This window comes from Streptomyces sp. NPDC001493 (assembly GCF_053597235.1).
Map to the genome: position 1 here is coordinate 19,266 of NZ_JBSFHV010000047.1, position 17,128 is coordinate 36,393.

Below are 17,128 nucleotides of genomic sequence, written 5' to 3' on the forward strand. Positions count from 1 at the left end.
AAGGCGGGTGGCCTGCCTCCCCGGCAGCCGTGGTTACGCCGCAGGGTCCGGCGCGTACGTGCACGGTCGGCTGCTCGTCCTGGACGCCGATGACGGGCGGCAGGTGACGGGGTACGGCACCGGTGGTCTACTCCTGGGCGTGCCCGCCAAGTCCCTTCCCGCCCTGGCGGAATGGGCTCTGGACGAGGCGCAGGTGGGGGCGGTGCTGCTGCACGCGTCGGGCAAGAACCCCGGCCTGCTGTTGGTCCTGACCGCGGCGGCGTGCGAGCGCTACGGCCTGCCCGCCACCTGTCGGATGCCGAACGATCGGCCGGGCGGCTCCCGGTGTTCGTCCGCGTGGCCGGACCCGGCCGTCTCGCACGGGGGCAAGAGGCTGAGGGCGGTGTCGCGGTGCGCGGCCGGCCACGGCTCCCCGGCATCCAGCACGGTGAACACCGCGGCCAGGCGCAGCGGCACAGGTGCGTCCGGGTCGAGCAGGACCCGGGCCCCGACGACAGCGCCCGCGCGGTCCAACCGGGCGTATCCGTTCAGGAGTTCGGCCCGGACGGCGGTCTCGGTCTCGGTCTCGGCAGCGAGGCGGTACCGGACGGCGGGCAAGGCGGTACCGGTGTCCCGGGTGCTCTCCGGATGACTTCTGTGCACGGTGGATGGCGAGGCCCGGGCCCGGCTGCTCGGGCCCGGGCGCTCCGGCCGTACTGGCATCGGGATCGGCCCCGGAGCACGCTGGAGGTGCGGCTGCGTCGTGCCCGTCACCGTGCATCGGCTCGCCGCGGATGGCGGCCCGCCGCGTCATCGCCGAACAGGCGTCAGCACCCCGGCTCAGCACCCCGCTCAGTTCCGTGCGCCGACGCTGTTCACGATCTTCTTCGGCCGGCCCGGGTCGCCGCCTCGGAGCCATGCCACCGGGTTGGACTCTGGCTGTTCGTCGGACCGTTCGGCGGTCCCGCTGTTGATCCTGATCATCGCGCACGGGCCCTCGCCGCCGTGCGCGCGGCGCGGTAGGCCCGGGCAGGGTCGGTGGAGGGGCCGGGGACGGGTTGCCAGGCGCCGTACGGGGCGAAGTAGGGGTGCCAGCGGCCGTCGGGTCCGTAGCGGATCTGGACGCCGGCGGCCGGGTCGGTGAGGTGGTTGTCCTCGTACTCCACGCTCGTGTTGGGGGCGGGCCTCAAGGGCTGGATGTCGGCTTGGGCGCGGGCGAGGACGTCGCGGTCGACGGTGTAGCGGTGGAGGTAGGCGGCGGCGCCGGCGGGCCCGCCGTGGGTGTGGGCGAGGGTGAGGTGCCCCATGCCGACGATGTCGAGGCCGAGGTGGTCCATGGCGGCCCGGCGGAAGGGGGTGCCGTGTGCGAGGGCGGTGAAGCGGGCGAGGTCGCTGCCGGTGTCCGGCGCGTCGGGCTGTTCGGTGCCGGCCAGGAGCGCTCCTGCGCGGTGGGCGGCGTCGGCGACGAGGGCGTTCTGGGCCGGCAGTTCGGGCAGCGGCGCGGGTGGCGGCGGGAGCGGTCCGGTGAGGACAGGGCGGGCGTCGGCGAGGTCGAGGTCGGCGGGTTCGGGCATCGGGGCGGATTGCTGGGCCGGAATGCTCACAACGGGGCCGGTCGCCGGCAGCACGACGGCTGCCGGATCCCGGGCCGGGGAAGCCGCGACGGTGGAGCCGCCGGTGACCCGCAGGCGCTTCTTGATGTGCTGCTGGGGGCGGCCGCGGAGGGTGAAGATCGGGGCGGCTGTGGTACGGAGCCGTTCGGCGACGAGAAGTCCGACGGCGACGGTGTGCACGCAGGAGGCGGCGGGCACAGGGGTGCAGGTACAGGCGTGGGAGAGATCCTGCGCGGAGGGAAGCAGCGCGATGCCCGCGGTGCGGCCGGGATCGGCGAATTCGTCGCCGATGGTACCGGTGCCGGGGGCATGCGCGGCGATCGCTGCTTCGATGCTGTCCCACTGCGCGCCGGTGAGTTCTTCGACGACGAGACGGGGGCGGACGGGCCGGCCGTCGGGCAGGGGGAACTTGGCGGTGGCGAAGCCCTTGTTCACGTTGAGCTGGGAATCCTCGACGGCGAGGAGACGGTGTGCGGCACGCAGGATCGCGGTGTCCGTGGTGGCGGTGAGAGCGGCGGTCAGGGCGCGGGCCCACACGTCGGCGGGGCGGGTCATCGCTGGGCTCCCAGAGTGACGAGTTCGGCGAGTTCCCGGTCGGTGAGCTGGGTGAGGGCACGGTCGCCACCGGTCAAAACGGCGGAGGCCAGGGCGCGTTTGTGGGTGAGGAGTTCATCGATCCGGTCCTCGACGGTGTGCTCGGTGATGAGACGGTGCACCGTGACGGCTTGCCGCTGGCCGATGCGGTGGGCGCGGTCGGTGGCCTGGTCCTCGATGGCCGCGTTCCAGCTTCGGTCGTAGTGGATGACGTGGGCGGCGCGGGTGAGGGTCAGCCCGGTCCCCGCCGCCCTGAGGGAGAGGATCATCACGGGGTGCAGGCCGGCCTGGAAGGCGTCGACCATCCGCTGGCGCTCGGGCAGCCCGGTGGCACCGTGGAGGAAGAGCGGGGCGTAGCCGTGCCGGTCGAGGTGGCGATGGAGCAGATGTCCCATGGTCACGTAGCTGGTGAAGATGAGCGAGGCCTCCGAGCGCAGCCGAACCGCCTCGAGAAGATCCATCAGGGCCGCGGTCTTGGCCGAGCGGGCGGTGAACTCGGCGGTGCCCGTCACGGTGTCCGGCTCCTCGCGCAGGTAGTGCGCAGGGTGGTTGGTGATCTTCTTCAGAGCGGTGAGCAGCTTGAAGACGAGCCCGTTGCGGGCGATGCCGCTGGCCTCCTGGATCTGCTGGAGGGTCTCGCGGACGAGGGCCTCGTAGAGGCCGGCCTGTTCAGTGGTGAGCCGGACGTGCCGCGGCTGGTCGATCTTGGCGGGGAGCTCCGGGGCGATCCCGGGGTCCGTTTTGCGTCGCCGCAGCAGGAACGGTGCGATGATCCGGCCGAGTTCGACGGCCCTGTCGCCACCGGGATCCTTCTCCGCCGCGTTCGCCCACCGGGACCGGTAGGCCTTCAGCGGGCCGAAGAGGCCCGGATTGACCCAGTCCAGCAGGGCCCACAGCTCGGAGAGATTGTTCTCCACCGGGGTACCGGTCAACGCCAGGCGTGTGGTGGAGGGCAGGGCGCGCAGGTTCCGGGCGGTCGTGGAGAGGGGATTCTTCGCGTACTGGGCTTCGTCGGCGATGACCAGCGACCAGGTCCGGCCGCCCAGGCGGACCTGGTCACGGCGCAGCACACCGTAGGTGGTGACCACCACCGTGGCGTCGGTGACCTTCTCCAGGGTGCGGTCGGGTCCGTGGTAGGCGAGGACGTTCAGGCCGGGCGCGAACTTCGCGGCCTCCCGGTACCAGGTGGCGACCAGGGAAGCCGGGCAGACGACCAGGACCGGGCCCGGGGAGTGCAGCTGGTGGTGGAGGGTGAAGGCGAGCGCGGTGAGCGTCTTGCCCAGGCCCATGTCGTCGGCGAGGACCGCCCCGAAGCCGAGGTTGGTGGTATGGGCGAGCCAGGTCAGGGCCCGCTGCTGGTAGCCGCGCAGCGTCGCGCCCAGACCGGCGGGGGCAGGCACCGTCTCGGGATGGTGTTCGCCGCTGGTGAGCACACCGATCACCTCGGCGAGCAGCCCGGCGGTCCGACAGGCGACGACCGTGCCGTCGACCGTCACCGTGCCGGCCAGCGCGGCGGTCAGCGCCTGCGTGCCCGGCAACTGTCCCAGCGGACGGTGCCGCGCCCGCCGGCGAAGGACGGGGTCGGCCAGGACCCAGTGGCCGCGGACGCGTACCAGGGGCCGGGCCGCTTCGGCGAGGGCGTCCATCTCCTCCTCGCTGAGCGGCACCCCGTCCAGGGCGATCTGCCAGCGGAAGTCCAGGAGCGCGGTGACGCTGAACCGGGGCGCCTCGCCCGCAGACCGGCGTACGGCCGGGCCGGTGGCGGGCTCGGTACCGATGACCGCGGCGGCCTGCAGAGCGGTGCGCAGACGCTCGGGCCACACCACCCGCACGCCGTGCTCGGCGAGTTCGGTTTCCTGCTCCAGCAGCGCCTCGACCTCCGCCGGGTACAGCGTGCAGCGCCCGGGGCGGTCCTGAGCGGCGAGTCCGGCCAGTGCGGGACACCGGCGTGCCGCCCGGCGCAGGACGCGACGGACACGTGGGCGGACCGTATGCGACTGCTGGCCGGCAAGGCGGGCCGCGCCCGACCAGAGGAGCGCGGCCGGCACCGCGCCCACCCCGGCGGCCACCCCGGCGTCCACACTGGCGTCCACACTGGCGGCAACATCGGTGTCGGCGGCGGTGTCGGCCGCGACATCGGTGTCGGCGGCGGGTGCCAGGTGCAGTTCGGCGGTGAGGCAGCCTGCGGCGGCCTGGTCGTCGCTGGGATCCTCGATGCGCAGGATCACCTGCGGGGCCGGGCCGCCGTCCGCCTGCTCCTCCACCCCGTCGAGCCAGACGCGGACCGCCTGCTCGCAAGCGGCGTCCACCGCCGTCCGGTCGGGGTGCGTCCAGGGGCCGGTACCGAACAGAGCGGCCGCCGGGGTACGGACCAGCGCGTCGGCGACCGCGTCGGCCACGGCGCTGAGCGCCTGGCGGACCGGCAGCGCCGGCGGCGTCGCCCCAGTGGGCGCGGCGGCAGCGAGCGCGGTCAGGGCATGCTCGGCGTTCGCCGGGATCGGGCCGACACGCCACACCGCCCGGCCGTCGTCGCCGTAAGCGGGATGGACCAGCCGCGCCGCGATCAGCTGCAGGGCGATGTGCAGTGCCCGCTGCCAGAACACTGCCGCCGAACTCGCGCCGTGGTGCGTACGGCACAGGACCGGCAGGCCCTCAAGAAGAGACAGGCGCCAGCCTGCCTGGCCGTGGGGACCCGCCTCGGCGGCCAAGGGGGCGGGCAGCCCGGTCATGGGCAGCGCCTGCCGGCCGTCGTCCCGCACCCGCCACACGGCCGGCCGCCCGGTATCGGCGGGCACGAACGTGACCGTGCAGCCGGCAGAGATCGCGCACCGCAGCAGAGCCGGCGCCGGACGGTCCCGCACCTCGAGGACGGCACGCAGCGCCGGCCCGGGCGCGCGGGGGACGAAGGGCAGCACCGGCACCGGCGCGGTGGAAGGCCCGTCCGGGCGGAGGGACCGGACCTCACCCGTGGCGGCCCCCGCATCGCCCTCCGCGTCGTCCTCCGCCGGAGCAGGGGCCGCGTGATCGAGAGTCTGGAGCTTGCGCAGCAGCTTCAGCGCCGCCGCCCGGCGTGCGGCAGTCTTGTCCGGGCCGGAGGCGGTCGCCTTCACCAGCGTGCCGGACGCCAGGTGCCGACAGGAGTACGTGACCTCCTTCGAGGAACCCAGCGCGCGCACGGTCGACCCGGGCTTGGTGACGAGGTCGAGCTGATGAGCCTTGTTGAGATACTTGACCGGATCCTGGTCCGGTGCGGGAACCGTGATCCTCGGCGTGACCGCCGGCTTGTCGGCGGCCGGGCAGGCTGGTTCGGGCAGGTCCGCGATGTGGGCGAGCAGCGCGCACACCGCGTAGTGCCGGGCCGTCTTGCGCGTCGCGGCGGAGCGCACCGGGCCGATCGACGTCCCCTCCCCCGTCACCAGCTCCGCTCGCGTGTGATGACGGCCCAGCTCGTCGATGTCTTCCTCGTAGCTGAGACCCTGGTCCACACCATGCCGCTCGGCATACTGGTCCAGGAGCCGGGCCGGAGCCGGCGGCATCGCCACCGCCCGCACGAGGGCGGCTTCACGAGCGACCGCCCAGGCCGGGCCACGGGCTTCGAGCAGCAGAACGTACAAGTCGCTGTGCCGCAACCGCGACGTGCGGGCACGACGCAGGACCTCTGCCTCCAGGTCAGGAGCAGGACCTCGCCCGGATCCCGCCTCCCGGCTCAAACGCTGCTCGAAAACCTCCGTGAACATCCCCGGCAGGACCACACGCTCCACCGCGCCGGGACCAGCCGACTCCTGGCCTGGCAAGACAGCCCCGGCAAAACGGGCCAGCAAGGCGAGCGCGGCCCGGTCCTTGGCCTCCTTGCTGCTGGAGGCCGACTGGGCCGGACCCGTCACCGGGGATTCGACCGGGCCGGCCACGGCAGCAACGGTGAACTTCCCCCCGGCGCCCGGAGCAGTGGCCGTGTCCTCGAACCGCAAGGGCGGCCAGACCTCCACCTGGACATGGGTGGTCAGGACCTGCCGGGCCATGTGCGGGTGGGCGGACAGGGCTTCGATCACAGCCTGCCGGACAGGCGCCCACGCCGGCGCATCAGCCCGGGCCAGCAGTACCAGGCGCATGTCCCTTACCGTCAGCAGACCCGCGCGGTGGCGGCGGACCGCATCACCAACCATCGCGGTATCGTCGTTCTCAGCTCCCACGAGCTGCTTGAGCGCTTCGTGCCACTGCTGGCTGTCCAGCTCGCTCACCGCGCGGTCTACCGGTCCGGCTGTAACCGTGAAACCCACTCCCACTCCCCTGCACGAACCGCCGACGCCCGATCAGGCACCCACCGACTACTGACGGCTAACACACCGACACACTAAGCGAAGCACGTGGGGCGTTCCGACCGAGTCACGTCGAGCGGATGCCCGAGTGCCGGCCTTCTGGTACCTGTCATCCGCCCTGCCCGCAACGGCCGGTCACTTCTCGGGGCGTGCCGTGATCTCCGCCGCATTGGCGCGGATCCATTGCAGGAGCGGGTCCAGTGCCGCGGCCGCGCCGCGCCCCAGGCTGGTGACCGAGTACGTCACCGATGGCGGCTGCCCCGTGCCGACCTGGCGGTGCACCAGGCCGTCGTGCTGGAGCGATCGGAGCGTGGCGGCGAGGCTCTTGTCGCTGATTCCGGTGACCACCGTACGTAGTTCGTGATAGCGCAACGGTTCGGCCAGCAGCGCCGTGAGGATCAGGATCGTCCACCGGCCGGCGAGATGCCCCAGCACCTCGCGCGCCGGGCAGTCCTTGTGGAACACGTCACTCATCGCGCCTCTCCCGGTCTCCTGGACTGCGCACTCACCGACGGGAGAGCACCGCACCACGGGGTGAGCGCCTTCCGCCGCAGCGGCGCTTTCCCTAGGTTAGTGACCTGTTCACGACCGAGGAGGAAGCGTGCCACCGACCACACTCGTCACCGGTGCCGGCCGTGGTCTGGGGGCGGCCGTCGCACGGCACCTCGGAATGACGGGGCATCACGTGATCGTCAACTACCGCACCGGTGCGGCCGACGCCGCCAAGACCGTTCATGGCATCGAGGCGACGGGCGGCCGCGCGTCGAGCGCCAGGGCCGACGTCACCGACCCGACCGCTGTCGATGAGCTGGTGACCGGGATCCTCGCAGCCCACGGGCGGATCGACACCGTCGTCGTCAACGCCAATACCGCACCACCGCCGTTCGCCGCGCTGGCCGACCTGGAGTGGGAGGCGTTTGCGGCCAAGGTCACCGGCGAGCTTGCCGGTGCCTTCCACATCACCAAACGCGTCCTCACGCCGATGCGGGCGCAGCGGGCGGGCCGGATCATCTACATCGGCAGCACCGCAGCGGACTACGTCGGTGAAGGACGACTCGCGCACGGCACAGCAAAATCCGCGCTGGCCACCTTCGCCCGCCACGTCGCCGCGGAGAGCGCGCGCGACGGTATCAGCGTCCTCGTCGTCGCGCCCGGCGCGGTCCGGACACCGGCCACCGCCGAAGTCCTGGCCGGCGAACGCGGCACCGTCCTCGCCCGCGAGTCAGTACTGGGCCGTGTGCTTGAGCCCGAGGATGTCGCCGCCGCGGTGGCGTTGGCGGCCGACCCCGCGCTCCGCGCGGCCACGGGCACGACTCTGCGGGTGGACGGCGGCTGGTCGGTCCTCGTCGGCGGCCCGGCCAGCTGAGGAGGCCTGCCCGGTTTCGGCCTCCGGGTACGGGCGGACAGCCCTGTGCACTCTGTCCGGAGCACTGAGGATGCTCTTCTCCAGGAGGGGACTCTCTCGCGTCTGGCCGTTCTTGGTGCAGCTGTCCTTGGCACCCGGCGGCTCTCGGACTCCTGACCGAAGGGGTGGGACTGGCCGGCGCCGTGCACGGTCCGCCGGCAGCGGGACGCGGGCCGCCCGTCTCCTCGCATGCGACGAACCGGGTACGCCTGCAGTCATCCCCGGGACACTGGTCACCCATGGATGAGATCGAAGTCGTCGTCGCCCATTCCGAGCGCGCGACCCTGCGCGTCGGCGACGTGTTCCTGAAGGTGGACGCCGATCGGGCGCGCGTCGATGCCGAGGTCGAGGCGATGTCCCTCGCGCCGGTCCCGACCCCGGAGGTCCTGTGGCGCAAGCCACCCGTGCTCGCGATCGCCGCACTCCCGGGGACGGCGCTCGGGCGCCTCGGCGGACCGTCGACCGGGTCACCGGCGGCGTGGGCCGCGGCGGGCGCCGCCATCCGGAAGCTGCACGAAGCGCCGCTGCCGCCCCGGCCCGGCCGGGCCGGTCGGAGCGGCGTCGCGCTGGCGGCGGAACTCGACGACGCGTGCGAGTCGCTCGTGACGGACGGCCTCCTCCCCGCCGGCCTGGTCACCCGCAACCGCCGGGTCGCCGAGGCGGCGCTCCGGCCGTGGACTCCGGTGTTCACCCACGGCGACCTGCAGATCGCGCACGTCTTCGTCGACGACGAGGTCACCGGCATCATCGACTGGTCCGAGGCGGGCCGGGGTGATGCCCTGTACGACCTCGCCACCTTGACACTCGGACACGAGGAGCACCTCGAGGACGTCATCACCGGTTATGGCACCGACATCGACCTCGACGTGATTCGCGCGTGGTGGTCGTTGCGAAGCCTGCTGGCAGTTCGCTGGCTGATCGAGCACGGCTTCGACCCGTCCGCGCCGGGCTGTGAGGTCGACGTGCTGAGATCCCTGATGTGAGGCCGCGTGGGCCCATCTGCCGGGTTCCGCCCGTCCGGCGCGGTCGCGGTGTTGGTGATGTGCGTGGCTTCCGCGCGTGCTTCCGGCGCCTTCTCCGCTCCGGCGCGACTGTCCCGACCTCGCACGCGGGATCGGGCTCCGCCGCCCGGAACCGACGAAGCGGCCCCGGCACCCGCAGCGCGTACGACCGGCTCACCGCCGGGAACGCCGGAGCGACGCCGACCGCGACGCGGAGTGTTCTGTTCCGCCGAGGGGCTCTGCCCGCATGCGCGTACCTCTGGAAAGGCACCCGGACCGAGCCCTGCGGACCCACACTTCCCCGATCGGGTGAGACGTCACGGTGCATGTGAGGATGTGTCAGCGGGTACCGCGGTCCGCCTGCTCGACCAGGTCCGCGACCGCTCCGGGGTGGCCGACCATGGCGGCGTGCGAGGAGTCGATCTCGACGGTGTGCGCCCCGATGCGCTTGGCCATCCAGCGTTCGAGGTCCGGGCTGATCGCCTTGTCCTGCTTGGCGACCAGGTACCACGAGGGAATCGTCTTCCACGCGGCCGCCGTGGCGGTCTGGTTGAGGGCCGCCAGGTCGATCGGCTCCTGCGCGTCCGCCATGTCGGCCGCCACGGCCGGATCGACGTCCGCGGCGAAGACCTCGCGGAACTTGGCCCGGTCGATGTACACGTCGTCGCCCTGGCTTCCGTCCGGCTTGGTGAACTCCACCTCCTGCAACGGCAGGGGCGTCGCGGGGTGGTCGACCGGATGGGCGGTCAGGTCGGCCAGCGACTCACCGACGTCCGGAACCGAGGCCGCCACGTATACGAGGGCCTTGACGTCCGGGTCGCCCGCGGCCGCGTCGGTGATGACCTCCCCACCGTACGAGTGGCCGACGAGGATGACCGGCCCCTCGACGCTGTCGAGGAAGTCCCGCACGTAGGCGGAGTCGCCGGAGAGGCCGCGCAGCGGGTTGCTCGCGGCACGGACCGGATAGCCGTCCTTGCGCAGGCGGTCCATCGCGCCGTACCAGCCGGAGGAATCCGCGAAGGCTCCGTGCACGAAGACGACAGTGGGCTTGGGCGCGGCGTCGTGGTGTCCGACGGCGTCGGCGGCGGGGATGCAGACGGCCGCTACGGCGGCGAGAGCGGCGGCGATCAGGGCGGATCGCCGGATCGAAGGCTTGGTCACAGGAACCTCATTCACCAATAGACAGAACGGTCGTTCTTGTCCAGGTAGTGTGCCACAGAATTGACGCCACGTCGAGGCAGAACGTTCTGTCTACTTCGAAGTGGGCGGCAGCCCGCACGGCGGAAACCGCACGACCGCACCGGGCGGGGAGTTCTGACGCCGGGACCGAACCCGGAGGGGCACGGTTGCCGCGAAGTGCCCGGCCCTGCCCCGGAACGGCGATGGATCTCGGCCATCGGCCCTTTCCATACGGAACGTTGACGCCGGACTTCCGGCCGGGCTGGAATCGAACACCATGGAAACGGCAGGCTGACGCGTGTGATCACGACTTCTTCAGCCGTCCCGCACGACACCCCGCGCTCGGGGCACATGGTGATCTGCGGTGACGACGGCCTGGCCCGCCGCCTCGCGGTCGAACTCGACGCGGTGTGCGGAGAGACCGTCACCGTCGTCCTGCCGTCCCGCCATCACGAGCACGGCGGAGAGATCGACGCGCTCCACCGGGACCCCTCCTCCGGCATCGAGCTGCTGGTAGCGGCACGTCCCGACGAGCAGACACTCCGGGCGGCAGGGGTCGAACAGGCCGCCGCCCTCGCCCTGACCTACGGCGACGACCAGACCAACATGATGGCGGCCCTGCTCGCCCGGAGCATCAATCCGTCCGTCCGCCTGGTCATCCGGATGTACCACCGTGAACGCGGTCGTCATCTGGAACAGCTTCTGGACCGTGCCGTCCTGGCCCGCCGGAACCGGCCGGAGGCTTCGCCCCAGGACGCCCCGCCGACCGACCTGCCGCTCGACACGTCGACCACGGTGCTCTCCGACGCCGACACGGCGGTTCCCGAGCTGGTCGCCGCGGCGGCGCTCGGCCACGGCCACACCCTCCAGGTCGCGGGCAAGGTCTTCCGCGGAGTGGTCCGCCCGGCCGGCACTCCCCCGCACACGGCAGATCTCGCCACCCTGGCCGTCTTCTCCGGAACGGACCGGCACGACCCACGCAGCGAGGACAGCGCGGAAACCCCCGGGGACGGGGGAACCCAGCTCCTGCCGGACACCGTCACCGCCTACAACAGCCAGTTCACGCACGGCCGGCTCATGCTGGAGGAAGTCACCGCCGACCGCACACTGGAACCCCCCTCGGCCTCCCGCGGAATCGGCGGCTGGCTACGTGAACGGCTCACCCACCTGCCGTGGAAGGTGTTCGTCTCACGCGAGATGACCTCCGTCTTCGGCGTGCTGGCAGCGGTCGTGGCGCTGCTCTCCCTCGCGACCTACGCGGCCGTCGACGGCATACCCCTGTGGAAGGCGGTGTACCTTCCGCTGCTGGACATCTTCACCATGGGCGATCCCGCCACCGCAGAACCCCGGGCCCGCAAGTTCCTCCAGCTGATCGCGGGCTTCACCGGCATCGCGATCCTCCCGCTCGTGGTGGCCGCCACCATCAACGCCACCGGCGCCTTCCGGGCCGCGTCGATCAACCACCTGCCCTCCGACGACCTGAGGGACCACATCGTGCTCGTCGGGCTCGGCAAGGTGGGCACCAGGGTCCTGGTCCGGCTGCGCTCCGCCCATCACCGGGTCGTCGCCGTCGAACGCGATCCTCAGGCACGGGGCGTCGCGGTGGCCCGGGAGCTCGGTGTGCCCCTCATCCTGGAGGACGCCACCGGTCCCCGCGCCCTGGACCTCGCCCGGATCGGGCACAGCGCTTCCCTGCTCGTCCTGACCAGCGACGACAGCGCCAACCTCGACATCGTCATGGCCGCGCGCGAGGCCAACTCGGACGTACGGGCGGTGATGCGGCTGTACGACGACGACTTCGCGGCCACCGTCTCGCTCACCCTGCGCGCCTCCTATCCGGACGCGGTGACCCGTAGCCGGAGCGTCTCGGCGCTCGCCTCGCCGGCGTTCGCCGCAGCGATGATGGGCCGCCACGTCCTGGGCGTGATGCCGGTCGAGCGAGGAGTGCTCCTGTTCACCACGGTGGACGTGGCCGGCCATCCGGCGCTGGAGGGCTTCTCCGTCCACGAGGCGTTCGCCCGGAACGAGTGGCGCGTCCTCGCCGTGGGATCCGCGGTTTCGGGAACGCCCGCCGGATCCCCCTCCGACACCCTCGGCGGCCAGGACCTCTCCGACCGCGCCGGCTTCGACTGGCGCCCTCCCCACGGCCGCGTCCTGAGGGCGGGCGACCGGGTCGTTCTGGCGACGACCCGGCGCGGACTCGACATCCTCACGCGGGGAGCGCCGACCGCTCCGGACGCCACCTGACGGGCCGTAGGGGACCGGGGCGGGACAGCGGGACGCGGCGGGGGCAGCAGGCGGCATGCCCGCGGGGCGCCGGTGTCAGCCGGGCCGTGGCAACAGCCGGGCGGTGGCGACTCGCCTCGGACGGGCTAAACGCCTTCCCCTTTCCCCGCCGGGGCGGCCGCCTTGTCCGCAGTACGTCAAAGAAGCGCCGACGGCCGCCGGCGCGTCGTCCACGACAGGCGGAACCGGCTGCCCCGGGGATTTGCTGGGTGTCCGAGGGTCCGGCTCCAGCCGGAGGCTTCCGCGGGGAGCCGGCTGGTTCGAGGGGTGGCCCTGCCCGACGCACGGCCCGAGGAGCATGGAATGGCCGACGTGGTCTTCGTCGTCACCACGATCGCGGTCTTCGCGCTGGTGGTCCTGATCGCCAGGGGGGTGGCGAAGCTGTGACTGCCGAGAACATCGTCGGCCTCGTCGTGGCCGTCGCCCTGCTGGGCTACCTCGTCCTCGCCCTTCTGTACCCGGAGAGGTTCTAGCCCGACATGAGTCCCGTCCTCGCCGGTGTGCTCCAGGTCCTCGCACTCCTCGTGGCGCTCGGCCTGGCCTATCGCCCGCTCGGCGACCACATGGCCCGCGTCTACTCCTCCGGCAAGCACCTGCGCGTCGAGAAGTGGACGTACAAGGCCGTCGGCGCCAACCCGGACACCCAGATGCGCTGGCCCGCGTACCTGCGCGGGGTGCTGGCCTTCTCCGCCGTGAGCGTTCTCTTCCTGTACCTGTTGCAGCGGGTGCAGGGGGGCCTGCCGGGTTCCCTCGGGTTCTCGTCGATCGATCCGGACCAGGCGTTCAACACTGCGGCGTCCTTCGTCGCCAACACCAACTGGCAGTCGTACTACGGCGAGCAGGCCATGGGCCACGTCGTACAGACCGGCGGCCTCGCGGTGCAGAACTTCCTCTCCGCCGCCGTCGGCATGGCCGTCGCCGTCGCGCTCGTCCGCGCGTTCGCCCGTACGGGTACGGGCGAACTCGGCAACTTCTGGGCCGACCTGGTCCGCGGCACTGTCCGCGTCCTGCTGCCGATCGCGGTGATCGGGGCCGTCGTGCTGGTGGCCACGGGTGCCATCCAGAACTTCGCCGGCATCCACGGGGTCGGCCAGTTCATGGGCGGCTCGCAGCAGTGGAACGGCGGGGCCGTCGCCTCCCAGGAGGCCATCAAGGAGCTGGGGACCAACGGCGGCGGTTACTTCAACGCCAACTCCGCCCACCCCTACGAGAACCCCAACGGGCTCTCCAACCTCTTCGAGGTCTTCCTGATCCTCCTCATCCCCTCCGCCCTGACCCGTACCTTCGGGCGGATGGTCGGCTCGCTCCAGCAGGGGTACGCGATCCTCGGCACGATGGCCCTCATCTGGGTCGGCTTCACCGCCCTGATGATGTGGACCGAGTTCGCCCACCACGGCCCCGCGTTCGACATCGCCGGCGGGGCGACGGAGGGCAAGGAGGCCCGCTTCGGCATCGGCGGCTCGTCCATCTTCGCCGTGGCCACGACAGTGACGTCGACCGGGGCCGTGAACGCGTTCCTCTCCTCGTTCACGGGCCTCGGCGGCGGCATCGCCCTGCTGGGCATGCAGCTCGGCGAGGTCGCTCCCGGTGGTACCGGATCGGGGCTCTACGGCATTTTGATCATGGCGATCATCGCGGTGTTCATCGCCGGTCTGATGGTGGGGCGCACGCCGGAGTACCTGGGGAAGAAGATCGGTACCCGCGAGATCAAGTTCGCGGCCTGCTACATCCTGATCACCCCGGCCCTGGTGCTCGGCTTCGCGGCCACCGCGATGGCGCTGCCGACCCCTCCGCGTTCGATGCTGAACCCGGGTGCGCACGGCTTCTCGGAGATCCTCTACGCCTACACCTCCGGCGCCAATAACAACGGCTCCGCGTTCGCGGGCCTGAACGCCGACACCCAGTGGTTCAACACCACGCTCGGGATCGCGATGCTCCTCGGCCGGTTCCTGCCCATGGTGTTCGTCCTCGCCCTGGCGGGTTCGCTCGCCGCGCAGAAGCCCGTACCGGCGACAACGGGGACCCTGAGCACCCACAAGCCGCTCTTCAGCGGGCTGCTGGCCGGCACGATCCTGATCGTCACCGGTCTGACCTATTTCCCGGCGCTCGCGCTGGGTCCGCTCGCCGAAGGGCTGGCGTCATGACCACCGGTCCAGAGCAAGAGGACTCCATGTCCGCTGTCACCCCGTCCCGGGCACCGCACCAGGACGCACCCACCGGCCGTCAGGGCGGCGAAGGGCGCGTCGGCGGTGGCCTCTTCGATCCTCAGCAGCTGCTCAGGTCGCTCCCCGATGCCGTACGGAAGCTCGATCCCCGGGTGATGGTCAAGTCCCCGGTCATGTTCGTGGTGCTGATCGGGTCGGTCTTCACCACCGTGCTGGCGGCCACGGACCCGAGCGACTGGTTCGGCTGGGCCATCGCCGCCTGGCTCTGGCTGACGACGATCTTCGCCAACCTCGCCGAGGCGGTGGCCGAGGGACGCGGCAAGGCGCAGGCCGACACCCTGCGCAAGGCCAAGACCGACACGGTCGCCCGCCGGATCGTCGGCGGGAAGGAGGAGCAGGTTCCCGGCACCGAGCTGCGCGTCGGCGATCTGGTCGTGTGCGAGTCCGGAGATGTCATTCCGGGCGACGGTGACGTGGTGGAGGGTGTGGCCTCGGTCGACGAGTCCGCGATCACGGGCGAGTCGGCTCCGGTGATCCGTGAGTCGGGCGGTGACCGCAGTGCGGTCACCGGCGGCACGAAGGTCCTCTCCGACCGCGTCCTGATCAAGATCACGACGAAGCCGGGCGAGACCTTCATCGACCGGATGATCAACTTGGTCGAGGGCGCGGCGCGGCAGAAGACGCCGAACGAGATCGCGCTGAACATCCTGCTGGCGTCGCTGACGATCGTCTTCCTGCTCGCCGTCGTCAGCCTGCAGCCGTTCGCGGTCTACGCCGGTCAGAAGCAGTCGATGATCGTCCTTGCGGCGCTATTGGTCTGTCTGATCCCGACCACGATCGGCGCGCTGCTCTCCGCGATCGGTATCGCCGGTATGGACCGGCTGGTGCAGCGCAACGTCCTGGCCATGTCCGGCCGGGCCGTCGAAGCCGCGGGCGACGTGTCGACGCTGCTGCTCGACAAGACCGGCACCATCACCCTCGGCAACCGCCAGGCCGCCGAGTTCCTCCCGGTCACCGGGGTGACCGAGGCGGAGCTCGCCGACGCCGCCCAGCTCTCCTCGCTCGCCGACGAGACCCCCGAGGGCCGCTCGATCGTGGTCCTCGCCAAGGAGAAGTACGGACTGCGCGAACGCCATCAGGGAGAGTTGTCGGATGCCGTCTGGGTCGAGTTCACCGCTCAGACCCGCATGTCGGGCGTGGACGTGGAGGGCCGCTCCGTACGCAAGGGCGCGTCGGGTTCCGTACTCGACTGGGTCCGTGGGCAGGGCGGTACGGTCTCCGAGGATGCCGGACCGCTGTCCGACGCGATCTCCGCGGCCGGGGGCACCCCGCTCCTGGTGGCCGTGCACGACGACCGGGGCGCCCGGGTGCTGGGTGTGGTGCACCTGAAGGACGTGGTCAAGGAGGGCATGCGGGAGCGGTTCGACGAGCTGCGCCGGATGGGCATCCGCACGGTGATGATCACCGGGGACAACCCGCTGACCGCGAAGGCGATCGCCGAGGAGGCGGGGGTCGACGACTTCCTCGCCGAGGCGACGCCCGAGGACAAGATGGCCCTCATCAAGCGGGAGCAGGCGGGCGGCAAGCTCGTCGCGATGACCGGTGACGGTACGAACGACGCCCCCGCGCTCGCCCAGGCCGACGTCGGCGTGGCGATGAACACGGGCACCTCGGCCGCCAAGGAGGCCGGGAACATGGTGGACCTGGACTCCAACCCCACCAAGCTGATCGAGATCGTCGAAATCGGCAAGCAGCTCCTGATCACCCGGGGCGCGCTCACCACGTTCTCCATCGCCAACGACGTCGCGAAGTACTTCGCGATCATCCCGGCCATGTTCACCGCGGCCTACCCCGGGCTGGACAAGCTCAACATCATGGATCTGTCCTCGTCCCGCTCCGCGATCCTGTCCGCCGTCATCTTCAACGCGCTGATCATCCTCGCGCTGGTGCCGCTCGCCCTCAAGGGCGTCCGCTACCGGCCGGCCGGCGCGGACAGCATGCTCCGGCGCAACCTCGGGATGTACGGCCTCGGCGGCCTGATCGCCCCGTTCATCGGCATCAAGATCATCGACCTGATCATCTCCCTCATCCCCGGAATCGGCTGATCCGCCATGACCAGTTCCCCAGGAAACACCGGCCGACTGCTCTGGGCGGCGCTGCGGGCCCTGCTCGTACTCACCGTGGTCTGCGGCGTCGTCTACCCCCTCGTCATCACCGGCATCGCCCAGGGCCTCATGCCGGGCCGCGCCGACGGCTCCGAGATCACGGCGAGCGGCGAGGTGGTCGGCTCCGAGCTGATCGGCCAGCGCTACGACCTGCCCCTCAAGGACGGCCAGGAGACGGCGGACCCGGACCTCAGATGGTTCCAGCCCCGCCCCTCCGACGGCCTCTCCACCAATACCGTCAACACCCAGTACGAGCTGCTCGTATCCGGAGCGACCAACCTCGCGGGAGACAACCCGAAACTGGTCGACTCCGTCACCGCCGCCAAAGCGGCGGTCGTCAAGGACAACTCCGTCGCCGGCCACCCGGTCAGCCCCGACGACGTGCCGGCCGACGCCGTCACCTCCTCCGGCTCCGGCCTCGACCC

At 71.5% G+C, this 17,128-nt stretch carries 13 protein-coding genes; 7 read left to right on the forward strand and 6 right to left on the reverse strand.

Annotation, left to right across the window (positions count from 1 at the left end):
• Positions 1–270: 270 nt before the first annotated feature.
• The 5 genes from ACWCWD_RS36195 to ACWCWD_RS36215 all read right to left on the reverse strand — a co-directional run bounded on the left by ACWCWD_RS36195 (position 271) and on the right by ACWCWD_RS36215 (position 6,976).
• Positions 271–642, reverse strand: coding sequence for a hypothetical protein (locus ACWCWD_RS36195; RefSeq protein ID WP_450779765.1), 372 nt, complete (start codon positions 640–642; stop codon positions 271–273).
• Between the two features lie 189 nt (positions 643–831).
• The gene (locus tag ACWCWD_RS36200; RefSeq protein WP_450779767.1) at positions 832–963 is read right to left on the reverse strand and encodes a hypothetical protein; all 132 of its coding nucleotides are present in this window, start codon (positions 961–963) and stop codon (positions 832–834) included.
• On the reverse strand, positions 960–2,147 hold the full coding sequence (locus tag ACWCWD_RS36205; RefSeq protein WP_450779768.1) for a hypothetical protein: 1,188 nt from the start codon (positions 2,145–2,147) through the stop codon (positions 960–962). Before ACWCWD_RS36205 ends, ACWCWD_RS36200 begins: the two co-directional genes overlap by 4 nt.
• Positions 2,144–6,424: an SNF2-related protein gene (locus ACWCWD_RS36210; protein WP_450779770.1), complete on the reverse strand. Its 4,281-nt coding sequence runs from the start codon at positions 6,422–6,424 to the stop codon at positions 2,144–2,146. The genes ACWCWD_RS36205 and ACWCWD_RS36210 overlap by 4 nt, the downstream gene beginning before the upstream one ends.
• A gap of 213 nt (positions 6,425–6,637) precedes the next feature.
• Positions 6,638–6,976 carry a winged helix-turn-helix transcriptional regulator gene (locus ACWCWD_RS36215; protein ID WP_450779772.1) on the reverse strand — a complete coding sequence of 113 codons (339 nt, stop codon included), beginning with the start codon at positions 6,974–6,976 and terminating at the stop codon, positions 6,638–6,640.
• Positions 6,977–7,103: 127 nt separating this feature from the next.
• Between ACWCWD_RS36215 and ACWCWD_RS36220 the strand changes: the two genes are divergently transcribed.
• Both ACWCWD_RS36220 and ACWCWD_RS36225 read left to right on the forward strand, forming a co-directional pair.
• Positions 7,104–7,868 carry an SDR family oxidoreductase gene (locus tag ACWCWD_RS36220; protein WP_450779774.1) on the forward strand — a complete coding sequence of 255 codons (765 nt, stop codon included), beginning with the start codon at positions 7,104–7,106 and terminating at the stop codon, positions 7,866–7,868.
• Positions 7,869–8,146: 278 nt separating this feature from the next.
• The gene (locus ACWCWD_RS36225; protein ID WP_450779776.1) at positions 8,147–8,890 is read left to right on the forward strand and encodes a phosphotransferase family protein; all 744 of its coding nucleotides are present in this window, start codon (positions 8,147–8,149) and stop codon (positions 8,888–8,890) included.
• Between the two features lie 357 nt (positions 8,891–9,247).
• Here ACWCWD_RS36225 and ACWCWD_RS36230 read toward each other — a convergent pair whose 3' ends face one another.
• Positions 9,248–10,069 carry an alpha/beta fold hydrolase gene (locus ACWCWD_RS36230; RefSeq protein WP_450779778.1) on the reverse strand — a complete coding sequence of 274 codons (822 nt, stop codon included), beginning with the start codon at positions 10,067–10,069 and terminating at the stop codon, positions 9,248–9,250.
• Between the two features lie 318 nt (positions 10,070–10,387).
• Between ACWCWD_RS36230 and ACWCWD_RS36235 the strand changes: the two genes are divergently transcribed.
• The 5 genes from ACWCWD_RS36235 to ACWCWD_RS36255 form a co-directional block, all read left to right on the forward strand.
• Positions 10,388–12,334: an NAD-binding protein gene (locus ACWCWD_RS36235; RefSeq protein WP_450779779.1), complete on the forward strand. Its 1,947-nt coding sequence runs from the start codon at positions 10,388–10,390 to the stop codon at positions 12,332–12,334.
• Positions 12,335–12,756: 422 nt separating this feature from the next.
• Positions 12,757–12,846, forward strand: a complete 90-nt coding sequence (kdpF, locus tag ACWCWD_RS36240; protein ID WP_078075662.1) for a K(+)-transporting ATPase subunit F — start codon at positions 12,757–12,759, stop codon at positions 12,844–12,846.
• A gap of 6 nt (positions 12,847–12,852) precedes the next feature.
• Positions 12,853–14,517, forward strand: a complete 1,665-nt coding sequence (kdpA, locus tag ACWCWD_RS36245) for a potassium-transporting ATPase subunit KdpA (protein ID WP_450779781.1) — start codon at positions 12,853–12,855, stop codon at positions 14,515–14,517.
• Between the two features lie 26 nt (positions 14,518–14,543).
• Positions 14,544–16,643 carry a potassium-transporting ATPase subunit KdpB gene (kdpB, locus tag ACWCWD_RS36250; RefSeq protein WP_450779783.1) on the forward strand — a complete coding sequence of 700 codons (2,100 nt, stop codon included), beginning with the start codon at positions 14,544–14,546 and terminating at the stop codon, positions 16,641–16,643.
• Between the two features lie 6 nt (positions 16,644–16,649).
• A partial coding sequence (locus ACWCWD_RS36255) for a potassium-transporting ATPase subunit C (RefSeq protein WP_450779785.1) occupies positions 16,650–17,128 on the forward strand: 479 nt, incomplete at its 3' end.